The organism is Motilibacter aurantiacus (assembly GCF_011250645.1).
Lineage (GTDB): Bacteria > Actinomycetota > Actinomycetes > Motilibacterales > Motilibacteraceae > Motilibacter_A > Motilibacter_A aurantiacus.
In genome coordinates, this window is the sequence record NZ_JAANNO010000003.1 from 132,950 (window position 1) to 154,699 (window position 21,750).

General features: G+C 74.9%; 24 protein-coding genes. 12 read left to right on the plus strand and 12 right to left on the minus strand.

Annotated elements, in window-relative coordinates:
- Positions 1 to 29 precede the first annotated feature (29 nt).
- The 4 genes from G9H72_RS06925 to G9H72_RS06940 are packed head-to-tail and all read right to left on the minus strand — an operon-like array spanning position 30 to position 3,427.
- Positions 30 to 1,265, minus strand: a complete 1,236-nt coding sequence (locus tag G9H72_RS06925; RefSeq protein ID WP_166169275.1) for an NAD(P)/FAD-dependent oxidoreductase — start codon at positions 1,263 to 1,265, stop codon at positions 30 to 32.
- A 21-nt stretch (positions 1,266 to 1,286) separates the two neighbouring features.
- Positions 1,287 to 1,991, minus strand: a complete 705-nt coding sequence (locus tag G9H72_RS22840) for a pirin family protein (RefSeq protein ID WP_331272059.1) — start codon at positions 1,989 to 1,991, stop codon at positions 1,287 to 1,289.
- Positions 1,988 to 2,374 (minus strand): pilus assembly protein CpaE, encoded by a 387-nt coding sequence (locus G9H72_RS06935; RefSeq protein WP_166169277.1) that lies wholly within the window; start codon positions 2,372 to 2,374, stop codon positions 1,988 to 1,990. The genes G9H72_RS22840 and G9H72_RS06935 overlap by 4 nt, the downstream gene beginning before the upstream one ends.
- Before the next feature lie 24 nt (positions 2,375 to 2,398).
- Positions 2,399 to 3,427, minus strand: coding sequence for a PHP domain-containing protein (locus tag G9H72_RS06940; RefSeq protein ID WP_166169901.1), 1,029 nt, complete (start codon positions 3,425 to 3,427; stop codon positions 2,399 to 2,401).
- Positions 3,428 to 3,549: 122 nt separating this feature from the next.
- Between G9H72_RS06940 and G9H72_RS06945 the strand changes: the two genes are divergently transcribed.
- From G9H72_RS06945 to fabF, 5 genes are all read left to right on the plus strand, one after another.
- Positions 3,550 to 4,767, plus strand: a complete 1,218-nt coding sequence (locus tag G9H72_RS06945) for a PucR family transcriptional regulator (protein ID WP_331272061.1) — start codon at positions 3,550 to 3,552, stop codon at positions 4,765 to 4,767.
- Positions 4,768 to 4,879: 112 nt separating this feature from the next.
- Positions 4,880 to 5,863, plus strand: a complete 984-nt coding sequence (locus G9H72_RS06950; protein ID WP_166169279.1) for an ACP S-malonyltransferase — start codon at positions 4,880 to 4,882, stop codon at positions 5,861 to 5,863.
- Positions 5,860 to 6,930 carry a beta-ketoacyl-ACP synthase III gene (locus G9H72_RS06955; RefSeq protein ID WP_166169281.1) on the plus strand — a complete coding sequence of 357 codons (1,071 nt, stop codon included), beginning with the start codon at positions 5,860 to 5,862 and terminating at the stop codon, positions 6,928 to 6,930. The genes G9H72_RS06950 and G9H72_RS06955 overlap by 4 nt, the downstream gene beginning before the upstream one ends.
- A gap of 51 nt (positions 6,931 to 6,981) precedes the next feature.
- A complete protein-coding gene (locus G9H72_RS06960) occupies positions 6,982 to 7,227 on the plus strand; it encodes an acyl carrier protein (RefSeq protein ID WP_166169283.1) in 246 nt (81 codons plus the stop codon).
- An 18-nt stretch (positions 7,228 to 7,245) separates the two neighbouring features.
- Entirely contained in the window at positions 7,246 to 8,502 is a 1,257-nt protein-coding gene (gene fabF, locus G9H72_RS06965) for a beta-ketoacyl-ACP synthase II (protein ID WP_166169285.1), read from the plus strand.
- 128 nt (positions 8,503 to 8,630) lie between these two features.
- Here the strand turns inward: fabF and G9H72_RS22845 are convergent, their stop codons facing one another.
- Complete coding sequence (locus G9H72_RS22845; protein ID WP_331272062.1) at positions 8,631 to 9,158, minus strand: DUF3145 domain-containing protein; 528 nt, start codon at positions 9,156 to 9,158, stop codon at positions 8,631 to 8,633.
- Positions 9,159 to 9,420: 262 nt separating this feature from the next.
- Between G9H72_RS22845 and G9H72_RS06975 the strand changes: the two genes are divergently transcribed.
- Positions 9,421 to 9,870, plus strand: a complete 450-nt coding sequence (locus tag G9H72_RS06975) for a hypothetical protein (RefSeq protein ID WP_166169064.1) — start codon at positions 9,421 to 9,423, stop codon at positions 9,868 to 9,870.
- Between the two features lie 12 nt (positions 9,871 to 9,882).
- Here G9H72_RS06975 and G9H72_RS06980 read toward each other — a convergent pair whose 3' ends face one another.
- The 4 genes from G9H72_RS06980 to G9H72_RS06995 form a co-directional block, all read right to left on the minus strand.
- A complete protein-coding gene (locus G9H72_RS06980; RefSeq protein WP_166169289.1) occupies positions 9,883 to 10,392 on the minus strand; it encodes a hypothetical protein in 510 nt (169 codons plus the stop codon).
- 158 nt (positions 10,393 to 10,550) lie between these two features.
- The gene (locus G9H72_RS06985; RefSeq protein WP_166169291.1) at positions 10,551 to 11,504 is read right to left on the minus strand and encodes a VWA domain-containing protein; all 954 of its coding nucleotides are present in this window, start codon (positions 11,502 to 11,504) and stop codon (positions 10,551 to 10,553) included.
- Positions 11,501 to 12,481, minus strand: coding sequence for a DUF58 domain-containing protein (locus G9H72_RS06990; protein WP_166169905.1), 981 nt, complete (start codon positions 12,479 to 12,481; stop codon positions 11,501 to 11,503). Before G9H72_RS06990 ends, G9H72_RS06985 begins: the two co-directional genes overlap by 4 nt.
- Positions 12,482 to 12,528: 47 nt before the next feature.
- Complete coding sequence (locus G9H72_RS06995) at positions 12,529 to 13,608, minus strand: AAA family ATPase (RefSeq protein ID WP_231126579.1); 1,080 nt, start codon at positions 13,606 to 13,608, stop codon at positions 12,529 to 12,531.
- 286 nt (positions 13,609 to 13,894) lie between these two features.
- Between G9H72_RS06995 and G9H72_RS07000 the strand changes: the two genes are divergently transcribed.
- The 5 genes from G9H72_RS07000 (at position 13,895) to G9H72_RS07020 (ending at position 19,502) form a co-directional block, all read left to right on the plus strand.
- Positions 13,895 to 14,641 carry a response regulator transcription factor gene (locus G9H72_RS07000; RefSeq protein WP_166169295.1) on the plus strand — a complete coding sequence of 249 codons (747 nt, stop codon included), beginning with the start codon at positions 13,895 to 13,897 and terminating at the stop codon, positions 14,639 to 14,641.
- A gap of 2 nt (positions 14,642 to 14,643) precedes the next feature.
- The gene (locus G9H72_RS07005) at positions 14,644 to 15,894 is read left to right on the plus strand and encodes a sensor histidine kinase (protein WP_331272064.1); all 1,251 of its coding nucleotides are present in this window, start codon (positions 14,644 to 14,646) and stop codon (positions 15,892 to 15,894) included.
- 57 nt (positions 15,895 to 15,951) lie between these two features.
- A complete protein-coding gene (locus G9H72_RS07010) occupies positions 15,952 to 17,049 on the plus strand; it encodes a Gfo/Idh/MocA family protein (protein WP_166169297.1) in 1,098 nt (365 codons plus the stop codon).
- A 189-nt stretch (positions 17,050 to 17,238) separates the two neighbouring features.
- Positions 17,239 to 18,615, plus strand: a complete 1,377-nt coding sequence (locus tag G9H72_RS07015; protein WP_166169299.1) for a right-handed parallel beta-helix repeat-containing protein — start codon at positions 17,239 to 17,241, stop codon at positions 18,613 to 18,615.
- A 203-nt stretch (positions 18,616 to 18,818) separates the two neighbouring features.
- Entirely contained in the window at positions 18,819 to 19,502 is a 684-nt protein-coding gene (locus tag G9H72_RS07020) for a PilZ domain-containing protein (protein WP_166169301.1), read from the plus strand.
- A gap of 115 nt (positions 19,503 to 19,617) precedes the next feature.
- Here the strand turns inward: G9H72_RS07020 and G9H72_RS07025 are convergent, their stop codons facing one another.
- The 3 genes from G9H72_RS07025 to G9H72_RS07035 all read right to left on the minus strand — a co-directional run bounded on the left by G9H72_RS07025 (position 19,618) and on the right by G9H72_RS07035 (position 20,794).
- Positions 19,618 to 20,001, minus strand: a complete 384-nt coding sequence (locus G9H72_RS07025; protein WP_166169303.1) for a VOC family protein — start codon at positions 19,999 to 20,001, stop codon at positions 19,618 to 19,620.
- A gap of 44 nt (positions 20,002 to 20,045) precedes the next feature.
- Positions 20,046 to 20,297 (minus strand): hypothetical protein, encoded by a 252-nt coding sequence (locus G9H72_RS07030; RefSeq protein WP_166169305.1) that lies wholly within the window; start codon positions 20,295 to 20,297, stop codon positions 20,046 to 20,048.
- A gap of 131 nt (positions 20,298 to 20,428) precedes the next feature.
- Positions 20,429 to 20,794: a hypothetical protein gene (locus G9H72_RS07035; protein WP_166169307.1), complete on the minus strand. Its 366-nt coding sequence runs from the start codon at positions 20,792 to 20,794 to the stop codon at positions 20,429 to 20,431.
- 158 nt (positions 20,795 to 20,952) lie between these two features.
- Between G9H72_RS07035 and G9H72_RS07040 the strand changes: the two genes are divergently transcribed.
- On the plus strand, positions 20,953 to 21,732 hold the full coding sequence (locus G9H72_RS07040; RefSeq protein WP_166169309.1) for a sporulation protein: 780 nt from the start codon (positions 20,953 to 20,955) through the stop codon (positions 21,730 to 21,732).
- Positions 21,733 to 21,750 lie beyond the last annotated feature (18 nt).

Consider the following 21,750-nt stretch of genomic DNA (forward strand, 5'->3'; position numbering starts at 1 on the left):
GCAGCAACGGCCGAGGCGAGTGGGAAGTGTCATCCACGCGTAGCGCGTGCGAGCTTGCGCAGGTCCACCGACTCGTCGGCCAGCGTCGCCGGCTCGACCGCCGCCGCGGCGTCCACCAGCCGCCGCGAGGCCCGCGCCTCGGGGCCGCGATCGACCGAGACGGCCGCGGCCAGGCGTCCGGCCTCGAGGAAGAAGACGGCGAAGGAGCCGGACGCCGGGTCGCCGCGCAGCACGGGCGCCGCCTCCGGCGGTACCAAGCCCGCCACCTCGACGTGCACGCCGTAGCGGTCGGTCCAGAACCACGGCTGCACCGGCGCCGGCGCCGGCGTGCCCAGCAGGGCCGCCGCAGCGGCCTCACCGGTGCGCACGGCCGCCTCCCAGTGCTCCCGCCGCGCGAGCGGGCCCCTGGAGCCGCGCGGGCGGGCCACATCGCCCACGGCCAAGATCTCCGGAATCGAGCTTCGCATGTCCGGCCCGACGAGCACCCCCGCCCCGACGTCCGCCCCCGCCGCGGACGCCAGCCCGTCGTCCGGGACGATGCCGATGCCGGCCAGCACGACATCGGCCTCGACCTCCTCGGCCACGGGGTTCGCCGAGAGCCGTGCGTGCACCGCCGCGCCGCGCCGCTCCAGCGCGGTGACACCCGCCTCGAGGACGCGCACCCCCGCAGCCGGGTGCTGCGCGTGCAGGTGCGCCGCGACGACCGCGCCGACCGCGCCGGCGAGCGGGAGCGGGTCGGGGTCGGCGACCGTCACCTCGCAGCCCAGCGACATCGCGCTCGAGGCCACCTCCGCGCCGATGAGCCCCCCGCCGACGACGAGCAGCCGCGCCCCCGGCGCGAGGGCCGCGCGCAGCTCCTCCGCGTCGTCCCGCGTCCGCAGCACCCGGGCCAGCTCGCCGCCGGGCACGGGCAGCGGCCGGGGCACGCCGCCGGTCGCGAGGACCACGGCGTCGGCCCGGACCACCCTCCCGTCCCCGGTCTCGACGGCCCCCTCCCCCGCCCGCAGGGCGACCGCGCGCGTGCCGAGCCGCACGTCGACGCGGTTGTCGGCGTACCACTGCTCCGGCCGCAGCTCGACGCCCGCTGGGCTCAAGGCGCCCGTGAGCACTTCCTTGCTCAGTGGCGGCCGATCGTAGGGAAGGTGCGGCTCCGCAGCAAGCAGCACCAGCTCTTCAGCGAATCCGAATGCACGAAGCGCAGAACAGGTGCTCAGGCCGGCGAGCCCTCCACCGACGACCACCACCGACCGGAGCGAGGACTGCATGGCCCTAGTCTCCCCGACGCCTCAGCGCGGCATCGCCGACATCTCCCAGGCCAGGACCTCGGCCGCGCCGGTGGCGCAGAGCGTCCCGTCCTCGACCTCCCTCAGACGCGCCGCGTCCCCGGCGGAGAGCTTGCCCACGCCCTCGACCTGCACGTCCCCCCGGGCGACGAACAGGTGCAGGTACGGCGCGGCGGGCAGCGGCACGCGGCCGCCCGCCGGGAGCCGGGCGACGTGCAGCGCCGCGGCCGGCTGTGCGAGCGGGACGCCCTGCCCCGTCCCCGACGCGACCGTGACCCAGCCCCCGCCGCCGAGGGCGTCCCCCACGTCCCGTTGGGAGTACTCGGGCTCCGTGCCGTGCTCGGCGGGCCGCAGCCACATCTGCAGGAAGCGCACCGGCTCCGCGGCCGGCGCCCGCTCGGTGTGCTCCACCCCGCGCCCGGCCCCCATCCGCTGGACCTGCCCGGGGCGTACGGCGCCCGAGTGCCCGGCCGAGTCCGAGTGCAGCAGCGTGCCGGACAGCACCCACGTGACGACCTCGACGTCGCGGTGCGCGTGGGTGTCGAAGCCGGTCCCCGGGGCGAGCGAGACCTCGTTGACGGCGAGCAGCAGCCCGAAGGAGATGTTGGCCGGGTCGTAGTGGTGCTCGAAGGAGAACGACGAGCGCATGTCGAGCCAGTCGGTGCGGGTCGCGAAGCGGTCGGCCGACCGACGGACGTCGACGATCACGCGCCGAGCCGTTCCAGCAGCGCCAGGGCGTACGCGTCGTCGGCCCACAGCGCCTCGAAGGCGGCAGCGCCGCACACCACCCGGAAGCCGTCACCGGTGCGCTCGAGCCGGTCGAACGCGTCGCCGAGCCGCTCGCGCAGCTGCTCCTCCGTCGGCAGCCAGAGGGCGTCGTCGGCCGACACACTGTCCAGCGCCCACTCGACCGTGCCGTTGAACCCGATGACGGGACCGCTGGGGAAGTGGTGCACGTCCGCGACCATGTCGCTGAGCACGAACACGTCGTCGGTCATCTCCGGGCCGAGCAGCACGAAGCGGTCACCGCTCGCCGGCTCCCACGTCAGGCCGGCATCGCGCAGCCGGCGGGCGAGGCCGAGGGAGAGCACCCGTCCAGCGTGCCAGCGGCGCCCTCAGCCCGCACGGCCGGCCCACTCGAGCAGCCGCTCCACCGGCCAGGTGTTCACCACGGTCTCGGCCGGCACGCCGCAGGCCGCCGCGCGCTCGCACCCGTAGGGCTGCCAGTCCAGCTGCCCGGGCGCGTGCGCGTCGGTGTCGATCGACACGTAGCAGCCGGCCTCGACCGCCAGCCGGAGCAGCCGCTTCGGCGGGTCGAGCCGCTCGGGCCGGCAGTTCACCTCCACGGCCACCCCGTTCTGCGCGCACGCCGCGAACACCGCTGCCGCGTCGAACTCGGACTCCGGGCGCAGCCGGCCGCCCCGCCCTCCCGTGGTCACGTTGCGCCCGGTGCAGTGGCCGAGCACGTCGGTGTGCGGGTTGCTCACCGCGGCCAGCATGCGCTCGGTCATCACGTCCCTCGGTGAGCGCAGCTTCGAGTGCACCGAGGCCACGACCACGTCGAGCCGGGCCAGCAGCTCGTCCTCCTGGTCCAGCGTCCCGTCCTCGTTGATGTCCACCTCGATACCGGTCAGCAGCCGGAAGGGCGCGAGCTCGGCGTTGAGCTCGGCGACGACGTCCAGCTGGCGGCGCAGCCGCTCCGGCGAGAGCCCGTTGGCGACGGTGAGCCGGGGCGAGTGGTCGGTCAGCGCGGCGTACTCGTGGCCGAGCTCGCGCATGGCCAGCGCCATCTCCCGGATCGGCGAGCCGCCGTCGCTCCAGTCACTGTGGGTGTGCAGGTCCCCTCGCAGGGCCGCGCGCAGCTCCGCGCCGCCCTCCGCGACCGGCCGGCCGCCGGTCGCCTCCAGTCGGCGCAGGTACACCGGCACCTCGCCGACCAACGCCTCGGCGACCACGGTCGCGGTCACCTTGCCCAGCCCCTTGAGCTCGGTCAGCGACGACGCCTTCGCCCGCCGCTCCAGCTCCCCGCGGGGCAGCCCCTCCACGACCGCCGCCGCTGCGCGGAACGCCCGGACACGGTACGTGGGCTCCAGCGCCCGCTCGAGCAGGAACGCGATGCGGCGCAGGGCGTCCACCGGCTCGATCGGACCGTCGCTGCCCGCCGTCTGCTCTGCCACGGGCCGACGCTATCGCCGCGGCGCCTGCTTGTCGGCACGCCACAAGCGCAGAGGCCGGCGCGGCAGGCCGCGGGACGTACAGTGCCCGCGTGCCAGGCGCCCCGGTCCCACCTCCGGCGGAGACGGCGGCACGGCTGGAGCGGCAGATCGGCGCCCTCGCCACGGCGGCCGTCGCCCGGATGGAGACGCTGCCCTGGTACGGCGCCATGGCCGCGGAGGACCGGTCCTGGGTGAACCTGGTGGCACAGGCCGGCATCGCCGCCTTCGTCGAGTGGTTCCGCAACCCGCGCACGGACCGTGCCATCAGCGTGGACGTGTTCGGGACCGCTCCGCGCGAGCTGGCTCGCGCCGTGACGCTGCAGCAGACCGTCGAGCTCGTCCGCGTGACGATCGCCGTCGTCGAGGAGGGCATCGAGCAGCTGGGCAGCCCGGCGGACCGGGCGCTGCTGCGCGAGGCCGTCCTGCAGTACTCGCGCGAGGTCGCGTTCGCCGCTGCCCAGGTGTACGCGCAGGCCGCCGAGGCGCGCGGCGCGTGGGACGCCAGGCTGGAGGCGCTCGTCGTCGACGCGCTGCTGCGGGCCGAGGCGGACGAGGCCGTGCGCTCCCGGGCGGCAGCGCTGGGCTGGCGGGCCACCGACGCGGCGCTCGCCGTCGTGGGCACCACACCGGCCGGCGAGCCGGAGGCCGTCGTCGACGAGGTCCACCGGGCCGCGCGGGCAGCGGGCGCGGACGCGCTCGCCGCCGTGCAGGGCGAGCGGCTCGTGGTGATCCTGGGGGCGACCGCGGACGTCCTCGACGACCCGCGCGACCAGGTGGGCGCGGGCGGCCTGACGCTCGTCCGCCGGCTCTCGGCGTGCTTCGGCCCCGGGCCGGTGGTCGTCGGCCCGGTGGTGGCCGACCTGCTCGGTGCCGGCGGCTCCGCCCGGTCCGCGCTCGCCGGGCTGCAGGCGGCCCCGGCATGGCCGGGAGCCCCCCGCCCCGTGCTGGCCGGGGAGCTGCTGCCCGAGCGGGCGCTCACCGGCGACGCGGAGGCCCGCCGCACGCTGGTGGAGGGGACGTACGCGGCGCTGGCGGCCGCCGGCCCGGCGCTCGCCGACACGCTGTCGGCCTACCTGGAGCACGCGGGCTCGCTGGAGGGCGCGGCCCGGATGCTCTTCGTCCACCCCAACACCGTGCGCTACCGCCTTCGGCGCGTCGCCGAGCTGACCGGCTACGCCCCTGCCGAGCCGCGGGACGCCTTCGCGCTGCGCCTCGCGCTCGCCCTGGGCCGGCTCGCGGCGACCGAGGGGCAGCCGCCCGCAGGATGAGGGCGGCCCGCGCACATGCCCGGTCGTTTGTAGGGAACCTACGATCCGGGACGCCAGGATTCGTCCGCGTCGTTACCGGCTGTTCAACCGCCGGACAGGAAGGGTAGGCAGGGTGCTCGTCGTCGTCGCTCCCGGTCAGGGGGCCCAATCCCCCGGCTTCCTCACCCCGTGGCTGGCCCTTCCCGGCTTCGCCGCGCGCCTGGCCGCGCTCTCGCACGCGCTGCAGGCTCGTCCCGATGCGGCGGCCGGCGCCCTCGGCCTCGCCCACTACGGCACGGAGGCCGACGCCGACACGATCCGGGACACGGCGGTGGCCCAGCCGCTGCTCGTGGCCGCGGGCGTCGCCGCGCTCGCCGAGCTCGTGGGCTCCGACGACCCGGCCGGTGCCGGGGCGTACGACGTGGTCGCCGGGCACTCGGTCGGCGAGCTGACCGCGGCGTACGCCGCCGGGGTGCTGACCGGCGAGCAGGCCATGACCCTGGTGGGCGCCCGTGGGGACGCGATGGCGGCCGCCGCGGCAACCACCCGAACCGGGATGACCGCGGTCCTCGGCGGCGACCGCGACGAGGTGCTCGCCGCTGTCGCGGCCGCCGGGCTCACCCCGGCCAACGACAACGGCAGCGGCCAGCTGGTCGTCGGGGGCACCCTCGACCAGCTCGCCGCCTTCGCCGCGGCCCCGCCGGCGCGAACGCGGCTCGTCCCGCTGCAGGTCGCCGGCGCGTTCCACACCGAGCACATGCGCCCCGCCGTGGACGCGCTCGCCGCGGTGGCCGCCGGGCTGGAGCCCGCCGACCCGCGGGTGCCGTTGCTGTCGAACCGGGACGGCGAGCAGGTCGGCTCCGGGCGCGAGGCCCTCGACCGGATCGTGGCCCAGGTCGCCAACCCGGTCCGCTGGGACCTGTGCACCGAGGCGTTGCAGAAGCTCGGCGTCACCGCCCTCATCGAGCTGCCGCCGGCCGGGACGCTCGCCGGGCTGGCCAAGCGCGGCCTCAAGGGCATCGAGATCCTCGCCCTGAAGACCCCGGACGACCTGGACGCCGCGCGCGCCCTCGTGCGCGAGCACGGCACCGGCGGGGACACGGAGGGCCGGCGGTGAGCGGCACCGAGAAGGGATTCGAGATCAGGCTGCCGGCCACGCCGCGCGGCTCGCGGCTCGTGTCGCTCGGGGCCTACCGGCCGCGGCGCGTCGTGGACAACGCCGAGATCTGCACCTTCATCGAGTCCTCGGACGAGTGGATCCAGCAGCGCAGCGGCATCGCGGAGCGGCGCTGGGCCGCCGACGACGAGACGCTGGTCGGCATGGCCGAGGCGGCGTCCCGGCAGGCGCTGGCCGGTGCCGGGCTGACCGGCGCGGACATCGACCTGGTGCTGCTGGCGACCATGACCGGCTTCTCCACCACGCCGACCTCCGCGAACCTGCTGCAGGCCGCGCTCGGCACCCGCGGCGGCGCGCTGGAGCTCAACTCCGCCTGTGCCGGGTTCACCTACGCCCTCGCCGTCGCCGACCAGGCGATCCGCGCGGGCAACGCCCGCAACGTCCTGGTGGTCGGCGCGGAGCGCATCACCGACATCATGAACTTCCACGACCGCACGACCATGTTCCTGTTCGGCGACGGCGCCGGCGCCGTGGTCGTGAGCGCGGCGGACGAGCCGGGCATCGGCCCCGTCGCGTGGGGCTCCTGGGGCGAGCAGTCCGAGGCGCTCGGCGTCCTGCCGCCGCTCGCCGACGTGGCCCGTGGCCTGGCCGCCGAGCGGCCGCTGCTCTTCCAGAAGGGGCAGTCGGTCTTCCGCTGGGCCGTCACCGAGATGCCGCGGACCGCGGCGAAGGCGCTCGAGCTCGCCGGCCTCAAGGCCGAGCAGCTGGCGGCGTTCGTCCCGCACCAGGCCAACATCCGCATCATCGACGCGATGACGAAGTACATGAAGCTGCCGGAGCACGTCGTCGTCGCGGACGACCTGCGCCACACCGGCAACACGTCGGCGGCGTCGGTCCCCCTGGCCATGGAGCAGGTGCTGTCCGCCGGGCGTGTGCAGCCCGGCGACCTGGCCCTGCTCGTCGGCTTCGGCGGCGGGCTCTCGCACGCCGCGCAGGTCGTGACCCTGCCCACGCTCGGCCCGGCGGGCGCGTCCCGTCTGCCCGAGCCGGCACCCCTGGCATTCTGAGCCGTCCCGTCGCACCCGCGGCGGGCCCGTACCGAACATCTAGGAGAGCGCATGGCACTCAGCGAGCAGGAAGTCCTCGCGGGCCTCGCCGAGCTGATCCACGACGAGACCGGCCTCCCGCAGGACCAGGTCTCCCTGGACAAGTCCTTCACCGACGACCTCGACATCGACTCGCTGTCGATGATGACCGTCGTGGTGAACGCAGAAGAGCGCTTCGGCGTCAAGATCCCGGACGACTCGGTCAAGGACCTCAAGACCGTGCGCGACGCCGTGGACTTCATCGTCAAGCAGGGCTGAAGGAGCCTTCGGCAACCCATGAGCGAAACGACCTCCGTCGTCGTCACCGGGCTCGGTGCGACGACCCCTCTGGGCAGTGACGTCCCGTCCACCTGGTCCGCCGTGCTCGCCGGCAAGTCCGGCGCGCGTGTCCTTCCGTACGAGTGGGTGGAGCGCTTCGACCTCCCGGTCAAGATCGGCGCCCCGCTGGCCGTCGAGCCGGCGGACGTCCTGACCCGCCAGGAGGTCAAGCGCAACGACCGCTCCAGCCAGATGTCGCTCATCGCGGCGCGGGAGGCGTGGAACGACGCCTCCCGCGACGCGCCGCTCGAGGTGGAGGGCACGCGGCTCGGGGCGGTCATCGCCTCGGGCATCGGCGGCGTCACCACGCTGCTCGACGCGTACGACATCCTGCTGGAGAAGGGCCCGCGGCGGATCCTTCCGCTCACGGTCCCGATGCTGATGCCCAACGGCCCGTCCGCCTCGATCGGCCTGGAGTTCGGCGCCCGCGCCGGTGTCCACACGACGGTCAGCGCGTGCGCGTCGGGCTCGGAGGCGATCGGCTACGGCGTCGAGATGATCCGGTCCGGCCGGGCCGACGTGGTCATCGCAGGCGGCACCGAGGCGGCCATCCACCCGCTGCCGATCGCCGGCTTCGCGGCGATGCGGGCCATGTCGACCCGCAACGACGAGCCGGAGCGGGCCTCGCGCCCCTACGACAAGGGCCGCGACGGCTTCGTCCTCGGTGAGGGCGCCGGCGTCGTCGTGCTCGAGTCGGCCGAGCACGCCCGCGCGCGCGGCGCCGCGGTCTACGCGGAGGTCGCGGGGGTGGGCGTCACGTCCGACGGCTACCACATCACGGCCCCCGAGCCGGAGGGCGAGGGCGTCATCCGCGCCATCAAGGCCGCGCTCGACGAGGCCGGGCTGGCACCGGAGGACATCGTCCACCTCAACGCGCACGCCACCTCGACCCCGGTCGGCGACATCGCCGAGGTCAACGGCGTACGCCGGGCGCTCGGCCCGGCCGCGGACCGGGTCGCGGTCTCGGCGACCAAGTCGATGACCGGGCACACGCTCGGCGCGGCCGGCGCGATCGAGTCGATCTTCACGATCCTGGCGTTGCGCGACCGGCAGGCACCGCCGACGGTCAACCTCGACGACCCGGACGACGACATCGTCCTCGACGTCGTGAAGGGCTCGCCGCGCGCATTGCCGGCCGAGGGGCAGCTCGCCGCGATGAACAACTCGTTCGGCTTCGGCGGGCACAACGTGGTGCTCATCCTGCGCACCGTCTGACCCTTCACTCCCCCCACCTCAGCGGTGATCATGCACGACCGTGTCAGTTGTCCACAGGGCGATCAGCCTGGGGGCGACTGACCGGGTCGTGCATGATCACCGCTGACGTGTCGCGGGGAGAGCGCGCGTCAGACCACCTGGTGCAGCCAGCGCACGGGCGCGCCCTCGCCCGCCCGGCGGAAGGCCTCGAGCTCGGCGTCCCAGGACGTGCCGAGCAGGCGGGCGATCGCGTCCGGGAGCGGCACGCCTCCGGTGGACGCCTCGGCGACAGCGGTGCGAAGCCGCTCCTCGGGCACGAGGATGTCGCCGTGCACGCTCATGACGGCGCTGAACAGGCCCAGTGACGGGGTGAAGGCGTAGCGCTCCCCCTCGGCGCCCGGGCTCGGCTCCTCGGTGACCTCGAAGCGGAGCAGCCGGCAGTCGCGCAGCGCGGACGTGAGGCGCGCGCCGGTGCCCGGCGTCCCCTGCCAGGACAGCTCGGCCCGCAGGACGTTGGGTGCGGCGGGCTGCGCGGTCCACTCCAGCGGGACACGCGTGCCCAGCACTGCGGCCAAAGCCCACTCGACGTGGGGGCACAGCGCCGGCGGTGCAGAGTGCACCAGGACGACTCCGCGTGTGGCGGCGGACGTCCGTGGACGGGTCGAGCCGACGCTCACGATGCCTCCCGGGTCGATCGAGGTACGCCTTCCCCTGCGGCCTCGGTCGAGCGGTCCGGCGGCGTGCGCCTGCTGCCCCTCCACTGCACATTGTGCCCGCTGCGGCCCGCGATCACCAGCCCCGGAACGCAGCCCGTCCCGCAACCGGTCGCCTAGCCCGTCGCCGCGGCTCCGGGCTCCCGGTGAAGACCACGACGCGGAGCTGCAGTCGGCGGCCGGACCTGCCGACAGGTCGGGCAGAAGCGCCACGACGGGAGACGACGTGCACCAGGTAGCGAGCCGGGGCTGGGCCGAGGAAGGCCCGGCCGCGGAGCCGATGGCCGAGGTCATCCGGCCTGCAGCGATCCTGCCCCAGGGCGCGGCCCGCGGCGTGCTCGTGGAGATCGCCCGGCGTACGACGTCCCGGGGTGGGGTCTGGGGCTGCGAGCCCACCCTGTGGTCGCGCTTCGACCGCCCCTGGGCCAGCCCCACGGACCCGGGGGACGCGCGGCTCGTCGGCAGCCTGCAGGTCGCGCACGGCACCCCGAGCCGCTTCGAGACGACGGTCTACCGGGTGTGCGTGACCCTGCACGGGACCGAGCTCGGGTGGAGCGTCCACTCTCTGTGCGACGAGACGCTCGGCTTCGGCGGCACGGACCTGGCCAGCTGCCCGCGGGCAGCCCTGGTCGCCGTGCGCCGGACACCCGAAGGCGAGCCGGCGCCGGCGACCTGACGGCCGGCCCGGCTACGGAGCGGCCGGGGGCTCCCCCGCGCCGGCCGAGCCGGCTGCGGGGCGGTTGGCACGGGTGGCGGCCACGCGAAGGGCCACGCCCGTGGCCACGGCCCCGAGGCCGATCACACCGGCGGGCATCACGGACGCTCCGGTGCGCGGCAGCGTCTCCGGCAGCGCCTCAGACGGCGTCGTCGAGCTCGCGATGGGGCTCGCGGAGTCGCTGGGCACGATCTCCGTCGGCTCCGCCTCGGGCGTCGGCGTCGCCGTGTCCGACGGCAGCGTCTCCGGCGGCGTCGAGGCCGTCGGCGCGGGCGCGTCCGGCGGCGTGGACTGCGGCGGCGTGGCCGACGGCGGCTGCGACGGCGTGGTCGGGCTCGCGGCCGCCGCGGACGATGCGTCGAGCACGGTCACGGAGAAGGCCGGTACGACCCACGCACCCACGCCGAGGACCGTGCCCGCCGACATCAGGCGGCGACGGGACAACGTCATCGGCTCGTCTCGCTCAGGGCCTTGCTGGGTCATGCGCCCCTCCTCGGTCTTGAGTGGCGCAGTATTCCACCTACCTGGACAGATGGCTATCAAGCGTCTCCATCCCGGCGCGCCACGCGTGCTGGCCTACCGAGGAGCTGCGCGCAAGGCACCCGCGACGATCATCTCGGACGGCTACGAGGCGCTACCCCTCATGGCAGGCGTGCAAACCATCGCAGGGATGCGGCGGCCGCGGCGAGAGCCATCAACAGGCCCGCCCCGACGAACCACGCGGCCACCTCCCGCCGCTCGGTGCGGTAGCCGACCGAGCCGCTGATGTTGCGGTAGACCTCCGTGAGCTGGTCCTCGGACTGGGCGGTGTAGCCCCGCCCGCCCGTCGCCTGCGCCAGCTCTGCGAGCGACTCACGGTCGACCGGGACCGGCACCGGGCGCCCCTCCACGAGGACCATGCCGTCGTCGGTGCCATAGGCGATGGTCGAGACGGGCACCGCGGCCTCTCGCGCCGCAGCGGCGGCCTCCTCGAGGCTGCGCCCGACGGTGTTCGAGCCGTCGGAGAGCAGCACCACCCGCGCGGGTGGACGGGCGCCACCCGTGCCCGCCCGCGAGTTCGTCGCCGCGATGCTGTTGAGGGAGGTGAAGACCGCCTCGCCGATCGCCGTGCTCGGGCCGAGCTGCAGGGCGTCGACCCCCGCCCGCACCGCGTCGTGGTCCTGGGTCGGCGAGACCACGACGTTGGCCGCCCCGCTGAAGGCGACGAGGCCGACGTCGAAGGAGTCCGGCAGCTCGGCCACGAAGGAGGAGGCCGCCCGTTTGGCGGCGACGAAGCGATCGGGCTCGACGTCCTCGGCCTGCATCGAGAGCGAGACGTCCACCGCCACGAGGATCGTCGCCCGCTCGCGCGGGACGCGGACGTCGGCCTCGGGCCGGGCGAACCCGACCACGAGCAGGACGAGCATCAGCACGAACGCCGCGGCCGGGACGTGCCGCCGCCAGCCGGGCCGCCGGGGGGCGACCCGGTCGAGCAGGTCCAGGTTGGTGAAGCGGACGGCATACTCGGTCCGCCGCCGCTGCATCGCGACGTACGCCGCGGCCAGCGCGGCCACACCGAGCAGGAGGAGCAGCCGCTCCGGGGCGAGGAAGCTCACGCGCCGCTCCCCACGAGGGTCGGGTGGGCGGCACCCTCGCCGGCCCGGGCCGGGCGCGAGTACGCCGCCCCCCGCCGGGTGGCGAGGGCGAAGCGGGCCACGTCGGCGACCCAGTCGCCGTCGGTGCGCAGCCGCAGGTGCCGCGCGCCGGCGCGGCCGAGGGCGGTAGCCGTGTCCGCCCGCTGCTGGGCGGCGGCGGCGGCGTAGCGCTCGCGCAGCCGGCGGCTGCCGGTCCACACCTCGCGGCGGCGCCCGGTCTCGGGGTCGACGAGGGTCAGCAGACCCACGTCGGGCAGCTCGAGCTCGCGCGGGTCGAGCACCTCGACCGCCACCACGTCGTGGCGCACCGCGAGCCGGCGCACAGCCCGCTCCCACTCGGCCACGTCGGGGTCGAGGAAGTCGCTGACCAGCACGATCAGGCCGCGGCGGCGGGCCTGCGCGGAGGCGCCGGCTGCCAGCTCGGCGAGGGACGTACGCGCGCCCGGCCGCGCCTCGCCGCGCGGCAGCGCGGCGAGCCGGGTGAGCAGCGCGAGCAGCGCCTCGCGTCCGGAACGGGCCGGCCACCGCAGCTCCGCCCCGGCGGACCGCGCGTAGGCGCCGAGCCGGTTGCCGCCGCGCTGGGTGAGAAAGCCGAAGGCGGCCACCGCGCCCACCGCGACGTCGCGCTTCTCGCGGGCGGCCGTGCCGAAGTCCATGCTCGCGCTGGCGTCCAGCGCGACGGTGGTGACGAGCTCGTGGTCGGCGAGCAGGTCCCGGACGTGCGGGACCGCCGTGCGGGCGGTGACGGCCCAGTCCATGCGGCGCACGTCGTCCTCACCGGCGCGGTACTCGCGCGACTCGGCCGGCTCGCTGCCGACGCCGGGCAGCAGCCCGAGGTGCTCACCGTGCAGCAGCCCCTCGAGCCGCCGGGTGATCGTCAGCTCCAGCCGGCGCAGCGCCTGCGCCTTGGACAGGTCGCGCCCGAGCTCCGCGGGCAGCGGGGCGGGCCCGGCGGGCCCGGCCGCGGGCGCGGCGCCGGGTCGGGTCACGCCGACTCCAGCCGCACGGTCGGCTCGTCCCCGTCCTGCGAGCCGGAGCCCGTCACGTCCTGCGCCGGCGGCGCGGGGGGCTGGGGCGCCGGCGGGGTCGGCGGCTGCTGGGGAGCGACGCGCGGCGGCGGGACGGTCGCGAGCACCCGCTGCACGACGTACCCCGCCTCGATGCCGTCGGCGAGCGCGTCGAAGGACAGGACGAGCCGGTGCGGCAGCACGTCGGCGGCGACGTCGGCGACGTCCGTGGGCAGGACGTACGTGCGCCCGCGCAGCAGCGCGAGCGCGCGGCCGGCGGCGACGAGGCCGAGGCTGGCCCGCGGAGACGCGCCGTAGGCCAGTGCCCCGGACAGCTCGCCGAGGCCGTACGACGCCGGCTCCCGGGTGGCCAGCACGAGGCGCACGGCGTACTCGGCGACCGCGTTGTGCACGAAGACCCGGTCGGCCTCGGCCTGCAGCGCGAGCAGCGACTCGGGCGAGAGGATCTGCGAGGCCTCGGGAGCGTCCACGCTCATGCGCTGGACGATCGCGAGCTCCTCCCCCGCGGTCGGGTACGGCACCAGGATCTTCATCAGGAAGCGGTCCCGCTGGGCCTCGGGCAGCTGGTAGACGCCCTCGCTCTCGATCGGGTTCTGCGTCGCGAGGACGAGGAACGGGTCCGGCACCCGGTAGCTGCGCCCCCCGAGGCTGACCTGCCGCTCGGCCATGACCTCGAGCAGGGCCGACTGCACCTTGGCCGGGGCGCGGTTGATCTCGTCGGCCAGGACGAAGTTCGCGAAGACGGGGCCCAGCTCGACGTCGAAGGTCTCGGTGGACGGGCGGTAGATCCGTGTCCCCACCACGTCGCTCGGGACCAGGTCCGGGGTGAACTGGACGCGGGAGAAGCTGCCCCCGACGACCCGCGCCAGCGTCGAGACCGCGAGCGTCTTCGCCACGCCGGGGACGCCCTCGAGCAAGCAGTGCCCCCGCGCGAGCAGCGCGACGAGCATCCGCTCGACCATCCGGTCCTGCCCGACGATCACGCGCTTGACCTCGAAGAGAGCGCGCTCGAGCGTCTCCGGGTGGGACTGCGCCATCGCGCGGTGCCCCTTTCGCTGGCGGTTCGGCACTGGCTCGAACACTGGTTCGGCTTCCGGGCTGGACGGCGTCGTCGCCGCCCGTGGCCTCGGCCCGGCAGGGCGCCCGGCGACGCCCACCGGCCCACACCGGTCTACCCGATGCCCCCGACAGCAGACGCCGGGAGGCCGAAAGCAAGCCGAAGGCCGCGACCGCGCAACGCGCTCCGCGAGCCGCCGGTTCCCGGCCTCCGGTACGCCGCGCGAACCGTCCGCGGGCACTGCGACGGCCACGTACGGTCGTCGCATGCGACTGCTGGTGGTGGAGGACGAGGAGGACCTGGCCGACGCCCTCCGGTTCGGGCTGACGCGGGCCGGGTTCGCGGTCGACGTCGCCCTCACCGGCGCTCAGGCCGAGGAGCGGCTGGGGGTCAACGCGTACGACGTCGTCGTGCTCGACCTCAACCTGCCCGACACCGACGGGGTCGACCTGCTGCGCCGACTGCGCTCGGGCGCCTTCGACGGCCCGAGCGGCAGTGACACCCGGGTGCTGCTGCTGACCGCCCGGTCCTCCCTCGACCACCGGGTGCGCGGCCTCGACGCCGGGGCCGACGACTACCTGGTCAAGCCCTTCGCGTTCGAGGAGCTGCAGGCCCGGCTGCGGGCCCTGCTGCGCCGCGAGGTGGCCGGCGGCGACGCCGTGCTGCGCTCGGGCCCGGTGGAGCTGGACACCGCCCGCCGGCTCGCCTTCCGCGACGGCCGCGAGCTCAAGCTCACGAACAAGGAGCTCGGCGTCCTGGAGTACCTCCTGCGCCGTCCCGGCCACGTCGTCAGCAGCGAGGACCTGCTCGAGCACGTGTGGGACGAGAACGCGGACCCGTTCACCCAGACCGTCCGGGTCACGGTCGGCACGCTGCGCCGCAAGCTGTCGTTGGACGACGAGGAGCAACTGCTGGAGACCCTCGTCGGGCAGGGCTACCGGCTCCGCACCCCGAGCACGGCCTCCGACGGCGTCTCGGGTGGCACTTCTGACGGCACGGCACGCAAGGGCTGACGGTGAGTGATCTCTGGGGCGGCCTCTCGCGCCACGCCCCGATGTGGGCGCGGACGATCCGCTTCCGGCTGACGGTGACGTACTCGGCCCTGCTGTTCGGGCTGGCGACCCTCGTCGTGCTGGTGATCTACCTCGCCGTCCGACACCAGGTGCAGTCGGCGAGCGTCCCCGAGCCGATCAAGCTCAAGGGCTTCTACCTCACCGACTCCGAGGGGCGCTCGCTGCCGCTGAACAGCGTCTCGCTGACCAGCCAGCGGGCCATCCGGCAGAGCGTGAACGAGCAGACACTGGAGACGCTGCGCGAGTACTCGCTGTGGGCGATCGCCCTCCTGCTCGTCGTCAGCCTGGTCATCGGCTGGTGGCTGTCGGGCCGCCTGCTGGCCCCGGTTGCCCGGATCACCCAGACCGCGCGCGAGATCACGGCCACGGACATCTCGCGCCGGATCCGGCTCGAGGGCCCCGACGACGAGCTGCGCCGGCTGGCGGACACGATCGACGCGATGCTGGACCGGCTCGACGCGGCCTTCACGGCCCAGCGCCAGATCGTCGACGACGCCTCCCACGAGCTGCGCAACCCGCTCGCGATCATCCGGGCCAACGTGGACGCGGTGCTCTCGCGCTCGGACACCGAGGAGGAGGACCGCACCCGCGCGGTCGCCGTGGTCAGCCGCGCGACCGACCGGATGGCCCGGCTGGTCGACGACCTGCTGGCCACCGCACGCCGGGCGGGGCCCGCCTTCGTCGAGTCCGACGTGGACCTCGCCGCGGTGGGGCGCGAGGCCCTGGACGAGCAGGAGCTGGTCGCCCGCGAGGCGGGGGTCCATCTGCGCTCCGGGCTCGTCGACGGCGTCAAGGTGGTCGGCGACCGCGACGCGCTGCGCCGGGCGCTGGGCAACCTGCTGAGCAACGCGGTCCGCTTCAGCCCGCCCGGCGGCGACGTCCTGCTCGCCGGGGGCCGGCTCGGCGACTGGGCCTGGCTGGCGGTCCGGGACCAGGGGCCGGGCATCGGCTCGGACGACCAGGGGCGGGTCTTCGACCGCTTCTCCCGCATCGTCGGCCGCCGCGCGCGGCACGACGGGCATGCGGGGCTGGGGCTGGCCATCGTCCGCCAGATCGTCGAGAGCCACCGCGGCCGCGTCGCGCTGCAGTCCGAGCCGGGCAAGGGCAGCACGTTCATCCTCTGGATCCCGGTCCGCGACGCGAGCTCGGACGGGCTGCCGGTCCCGGTGGACGTGGACCCGATCCCGCACTGACGCGGCCGCCGGAGCGCGAGCGCTTCACCGCGTACGCCGCGGGGTAGCGTGCCGCCGATGGCACTCCGCTTCGGCGTGGTCGGCACCGGCCACTGGGCTCGCACGACCCATGGCGCGACGTTGGCCCGCCTCGCCCGGGAGGGGCGGGCCGAGCTCGCCGGCGTGTGGGGCCGTGACCCCGCCCGCACCGCTGCCGCCGCCTCCGCAGTGGGCACCACCGCGTACCCGAGCTTCGACGCGCTGCTGGACGACGTCGACGCGGTGACGTTCGCGGTGCCCCCGACCGCGCAGGCGCTGCTGGCGGAGCGGGCCGCGGCGGCGGGTAGGCACCTGCTCCTCGAGAAGCCCGTCGCGACCGACGCGGACGCGGCGCGCCGGCTGGAGGCCGCGGTCACCGCGGCCGGGGTCGCCTCCGCCGTCTTCTTCACCCGTCGCTACGACCCGGCGACCGCCGCGTGGGTGGCGGCGGCGCGGGCGACCGGCGGCTGGACGGGCGGGCACGGCGAGTGGTCGGCGCGGATCGAGGGCGGGCCGTACGCCGACTCCGCGTGGCGCAAGGAGCTCGGCGCGCTGTGGGACGTCGGCCCGCACGCCCTGGGGCTGATGCTCCCGCTGCTCGGCGAGGTGGCCGCCGTTACCGCGGTCCCCGGGCCCGGGGACACGACGCACCTGGTGCTGCGGCACCGGTCCGGGGCGAGCAGCAGCGCGACGCTCAGCATGACCGTCCCGGTGCCCGCCAAGGCGCAGACGCTTGTCGCCTACGGCGATAATGGCCGAACTGCCATTCCGGATGTCCGTTTCGATACTCCGGAATGCTTCGCGAACGCGGTGTCCGCACTGGTCCGCGCAGCAGCGGGGTCCGAGGTCGAGATCCCAGATGTTCACTTCGGCCGTCATGTGGTCGAGGTGCTGGCGGCGGCCGACCTGAGCCGCCGTTCCGATCGAACCGTGGAGGTGCAGATGCACGCCGAAGGCCAGGCTGGTGACGGTCGTCTCGAGGAGGTCGAGCGCCGGCTCGCGGAGATGGACGCGAGGTACGGCATCACCCCCGACGTGCAGACGGCCATCGTGCCGGAGGAGGTCGCCGACGAGCGCCGCGTGCTGGTCGAGGAGCGCCGCAGGCTGCGCGGGGAGACCGTGCCCGGCCAGGCGTAGCCCGCCGGCCGCCGGCCCGAACGGGCCGGCGGCCATTCGACCAGGCGTGTGAAGCGACGCACACGGCCTTAGGGCCCGGGACCACGACGCCGACACAGAACGAGAACAGGCGCGCAGCGGGAGCGAGCAATTCCCCGCGACGAACGCGCCGCCCTCGAATCCGTTGTCGTCTGAAGGGTCCTACTCCTGATGCGCAAGAGCATCGCCCTGCTGGGTCTGTCCGCCGCTCTCGCTCCCGCCACGCTGGCGGCGACGCTGCTGGCGCCGACGATCGCCCAGGCCGCGACGACCAGTCTCCTCGTGGTCGACGGCCGGCCGCTGGACAAGGCGACGGTCGCGCCGGCGAGCGTCGTGTCCGTGGCCGCCGACGGCGCCACCAGCGTCCGCTGGTCGGTCGACGGTGGCGACTACGTGACCGATGCCGTGGCCCCGTTCGCGCTGCCGCTCAACCTGCAGGCCGGCGAGCACCGCGTCCGGGCCCGGGTCACCGTGGGCGGCGACGAGACCCGCCTCGACGCCAAGTTCGAGGTGGCCTCCGCCACCGCCGCGCCGAGCACGCCGGCCCCGAGCGCACCCGCACCGACTCCCCCGAGCGCCCCCGCGCCAGCGCCCGCCACGCCCGCCGCTCCCGCGCCCGCCGTCACGCTGCCGGCGGTCCCCGCCGGCGCCCGGGTGGTCAAGGTCGCCACGGCCGACGCCCTCGTCGCCGCCCTCGCCGCTGCCCGTCCCGGCGACGTCATCGAGCTGGCCGACGGCACGTACCAGGCCAAGAGCCAGCTCGAGGCGTCCGCCAACGGCACCCGGACCGCCCCCATCACGCTCCGTGGCAGCCGTAAGGCCGTCCTCACCACGGGCACCGCGTCGAACAAGGGGTACGGGCTGCACATCACGGGCGATTTCTGGAAGGTCGAGGGCCTCAAGGTCGACACCGCCAAGAAGGGCATCATCCTCGACAACTCCGTGGGCACGGTGCTCTACGGCGTCGAGGTGTCCAACATCGGCCAGGAGGCCGTCCACTTCCGTGACAACTCCTCCGACGGCGCGATCTACAACAGCGACGTCCATGACACCGGTCTCAAGTCGCCTGCGTTCGGCGAGGGCATCTACGTCGGCTCCGCCGTGAGCAACTGGGGGACGTACTCCGGCGGCCAGGCGGACCGCTCGGACCGCGTGATCGTCGAGGGCAACCGCGTCTGGAACACGACGGCCGAGGGCATCGACGCCAAGGAGGGCACGACCGGCGGCGTCATCCGCAACAACCGCTTCGACAACGCCGGCTACTCCGGGGAGAACTCGGCCGACTCGTGGGTGGACGTCAAGGGCAACGGGTGGCTCGTGGAGGGCAACACCGGTCGCGGCACGCTGCTCGACGCCTTCCAGACCCACGTCGTGGCCAGCGGTTGGGGCCAGGGCAACACCTTCACCCGCAACGTCGTGGAGGGCGGCGTACCCGGCGTGGTCGTGGGGATCTACCCCAAGCCCAGCACGCACGGCAACATCGTCCGCTGCGACAACGTCCCCGCCTCCGCAGCGCAGCCCGTCAGCAACATCGGCTGCGCCGGCTGAGCCTGCGCCGGCCGCGGCATCGACCGTCCCGGGCCGGGCGCCTCCTCGCGGAGGGGCCCGGCCCGTCGGCGTACGACTCTCGGTGCCTGCTGGGTGGCAGTAGAAGACGCAGAGTGCCTCAACGAATACGACTGGTTCCTGCGGGGAAGGTCGCACGCGTCGAGACGAGGCGCTCCGCGCCGACGGCTGGAAGGCGGGGGGCGATGGACGTGACGACAGGAGAGGCTCCGGCCGGCCCGGAGGCGCCGGCCCGGCCCTCGGTGAGCGTGCCCGACGCCGATGTGCCCGACGCCGATGTGCCCGAGCCCGGCGCCCCGATGACGCTGCTCCCGACCGGCCGGGCGGACCTGCTCACCGGACGCGTCGTCGCCTGGACGCCGGAGCTGGACACCGTCGGGGTCGAGGCGGTGGCCGACCTCAGCCCGCACCCGGTCGAGTCCGTCTGCGGGGAGAAGGTCTGGGCCAGCGTGCGCACCGCCGGGACCAACAGCCTGCTCGCCCTCAGCGCCGAGGCCCGCCCGAGCGGCCATCCCCACCACGTACGCCTGGCCGGGCGGGTGCTCGCTCGGGAGCCGCGGCGGGACGCCGTCCGGGCGCCGGCCCAGCTGCACGTGACGCTCAGCGGGCGCGGGTCCTTTCCCGAGTGTGCGGGCCACACCCTGGACGTTTCGCGGTCCGGCTGCCGGGTGGTGCTCGACCTCACCGACCAGCTGCGCGCGGGGCAGTCGGTGAGCGCGGCCATCACCGTGCACGGAGCGGAGTTCACGATCTCGTCCCGGGTCGAGCGGGTCGAGCCCTCGGGGCGCGTCGTGGCCCTGCGCTTCCTGGACCTGCCGATCGAGCTCGCCGACGTCCTGGACCGGCTGGCCTTCGAGTCGCTCGGCTGAGCCCGGGAACGGCCTCGCCCGGCGCGCGACCGGGCGAGGCCGGGGCCGTCCCGGCGCGATCGGCGACGGCCCACAGGACAGAGCGGCAAGCGCGGCTGCACGTACAACGTCTTCCTCAGCGCAGGTCGCGGCGGAGCGGATGGTCGGCCGGCACCTCGACGAGCACGATCTGCACGCCGTCCGGGTCCGCCACCCACATCTCGACCAGGCCCCAGGGCTCCAGCCGGGGCGCACGGAGCACCTCCACCCCCGCGGCCACGAGCCGCTCGTGCTCGCCGTGGACGTCGCGCACCTGCAGCCACACGCTCATCCCGGCGGGCGGCTGCGTGCCCCTGCCGGACACCTCGAGCAGCGACTGGCCCGCGAAGTAGACGACGCCGGGATCGTCGGGGGGCCCGAACTCGCGGGAGACGGCGAGCCCGAGCACGTCGCCGTAGAAGGCCCGGGTGCGCGCGGGGTCGGTGGGGCGGAGCAGGATCCGGCTGCTGAGCACGTCCATGCCGCCATCGTCGCGCGCCCTGCGCGCTGTCCGTGGCGCGGCGGCTAGCGCGCCGCGTTCCCCACGAGCACGTCGCCGCGGGCGGAGCGGTCGAGCGCACGCAGCTGGTCCGCGCGCGCGAGCGCCTCCTCCGCGAGCTCGAACGCGACCGCGGCAGCGGCGGCGTAGCGCTCGGACATGTCACCGACCGTCGTGGCAGCCATCTGCCGCAGCGCCTCCCCCTGTCGCTCGAGCCGCGTGGCTTCGAGCTCGACAACGTCGGCACGGCGAGCACAGGCCTCGTCTCTGGACCCCATGCGCGGGACCGTACCCCGTACGCAGCGTGCTCAGACCAACACGAAGGGGTGATTGAGGGAACTTTGCCGACACGCGACGAATGTCGGCATTGGTGGAGCGAAACCCTCCTGCAGCCGGAACGGCCTTCGGCTCAGTGCTCCAGCAGCCGGAACTCCCCCGGCGGCACCTCGACGTCCTCGATCTGCCCGGGCATCAGGTACTTGGGCGGCGCCCAGCTGACCCGTACGCGGTCGTGCCGCACCTCGACCAGCCAGCAGGCCTCCCACTCGGTCCCCGGCCGGCGCACCTCCCACTGCTCCGCGAGCGCGGCGAGGCCGTGCGCCCGCACGTACGCCTCGGCTTCCCCGCGCGAGGGCAGCGCGCCCGCCAGGGCGCCGCCGAACACCGCCCGCGGCCGCCAGCCGCCGTCGACGGGCTCGACGCGCCCGAGGAGCTCACCGTCCTCGGGGCGGACGACGCCATGGGCGTGCTGAGTGAGCGGCCGATCCGTGGACATGGCTCCACCGTAGGAAGCCGGGCCGCTGAGCAGCTACTGCAATTCGCGCAGCGTGCATCCCTGAACTGTCTCGACCCCATGTATCAGCGGCGCCACGCCCGTCTCCGTAGCCTGGCCGGGCCTGCCCGTCGCAACCCGCTCGCCCCCAAGGAGACGTCATGGCTTTCCGCAAGTTCCTCGCCCGGCTCGGCGCCGGCTCCGCGTCCGTCGAGACGACCCTGGAGTTCGCGACCGGTACGCCTGGAGGCGCGCTGCCCGGGCGGGTCGAGGTCGTCGGCGGAGAGGTCGAGCAGCAGGTCGAGCGGGTCGTCGTCGCGCTCGAGGCCCTCGTCGAGGTGGAGTCCGGCGACTCCGAGTGGAAGGAGACGATCGCGTTCGGCGAGACGCAGGTCTCCGGCGGCATGACGGTGGCCCCCGGCCAGCGCCTCACGCTGTCCTTCTCGCTGCCCGTCCCGTGGGAGGCGCCGCTCACCTCCATCGGTGGCTGGCGGCTGCACGGCATGAAGGTCGGGGTGCGCACGCGCCTGTCGATCGCCGGTGCCGTGGACCCGGGTGACACCGACCCCATCGACGTCGTCCCGACCCCCGCCCAGGCCACGGTCCTGGAGGCCCTGGCCTCACTCGGCTTCCGCTTCAAGAGCGCTGACGTGGAGAAGGGCCGGATCCCCGGCTCCACGATGCCGTTCTACCAGGAACTGGAGTTCGCGCCCGCTCCGCAGTACGCCGGCCGGATCAACGAGCTGGAGGTCACCTTCCTCACGAGCGCGACAGGGCTGGACGTCGTCCTCGAGGCCGACCGTCGCGGCGGGCTTATCAGCTCCGGCTCGGACTCGGTGAGCCGGGTTCGGCTCGGGCACGGGGACCTCGACACCCGGTCGGTCGCGCAGGTGCTGGACGGAGCCGTGCAGCAGCTCGGCGCGCGTCGCGGCTGGTTCTGAGCCGAGCGCGCGGCCGCT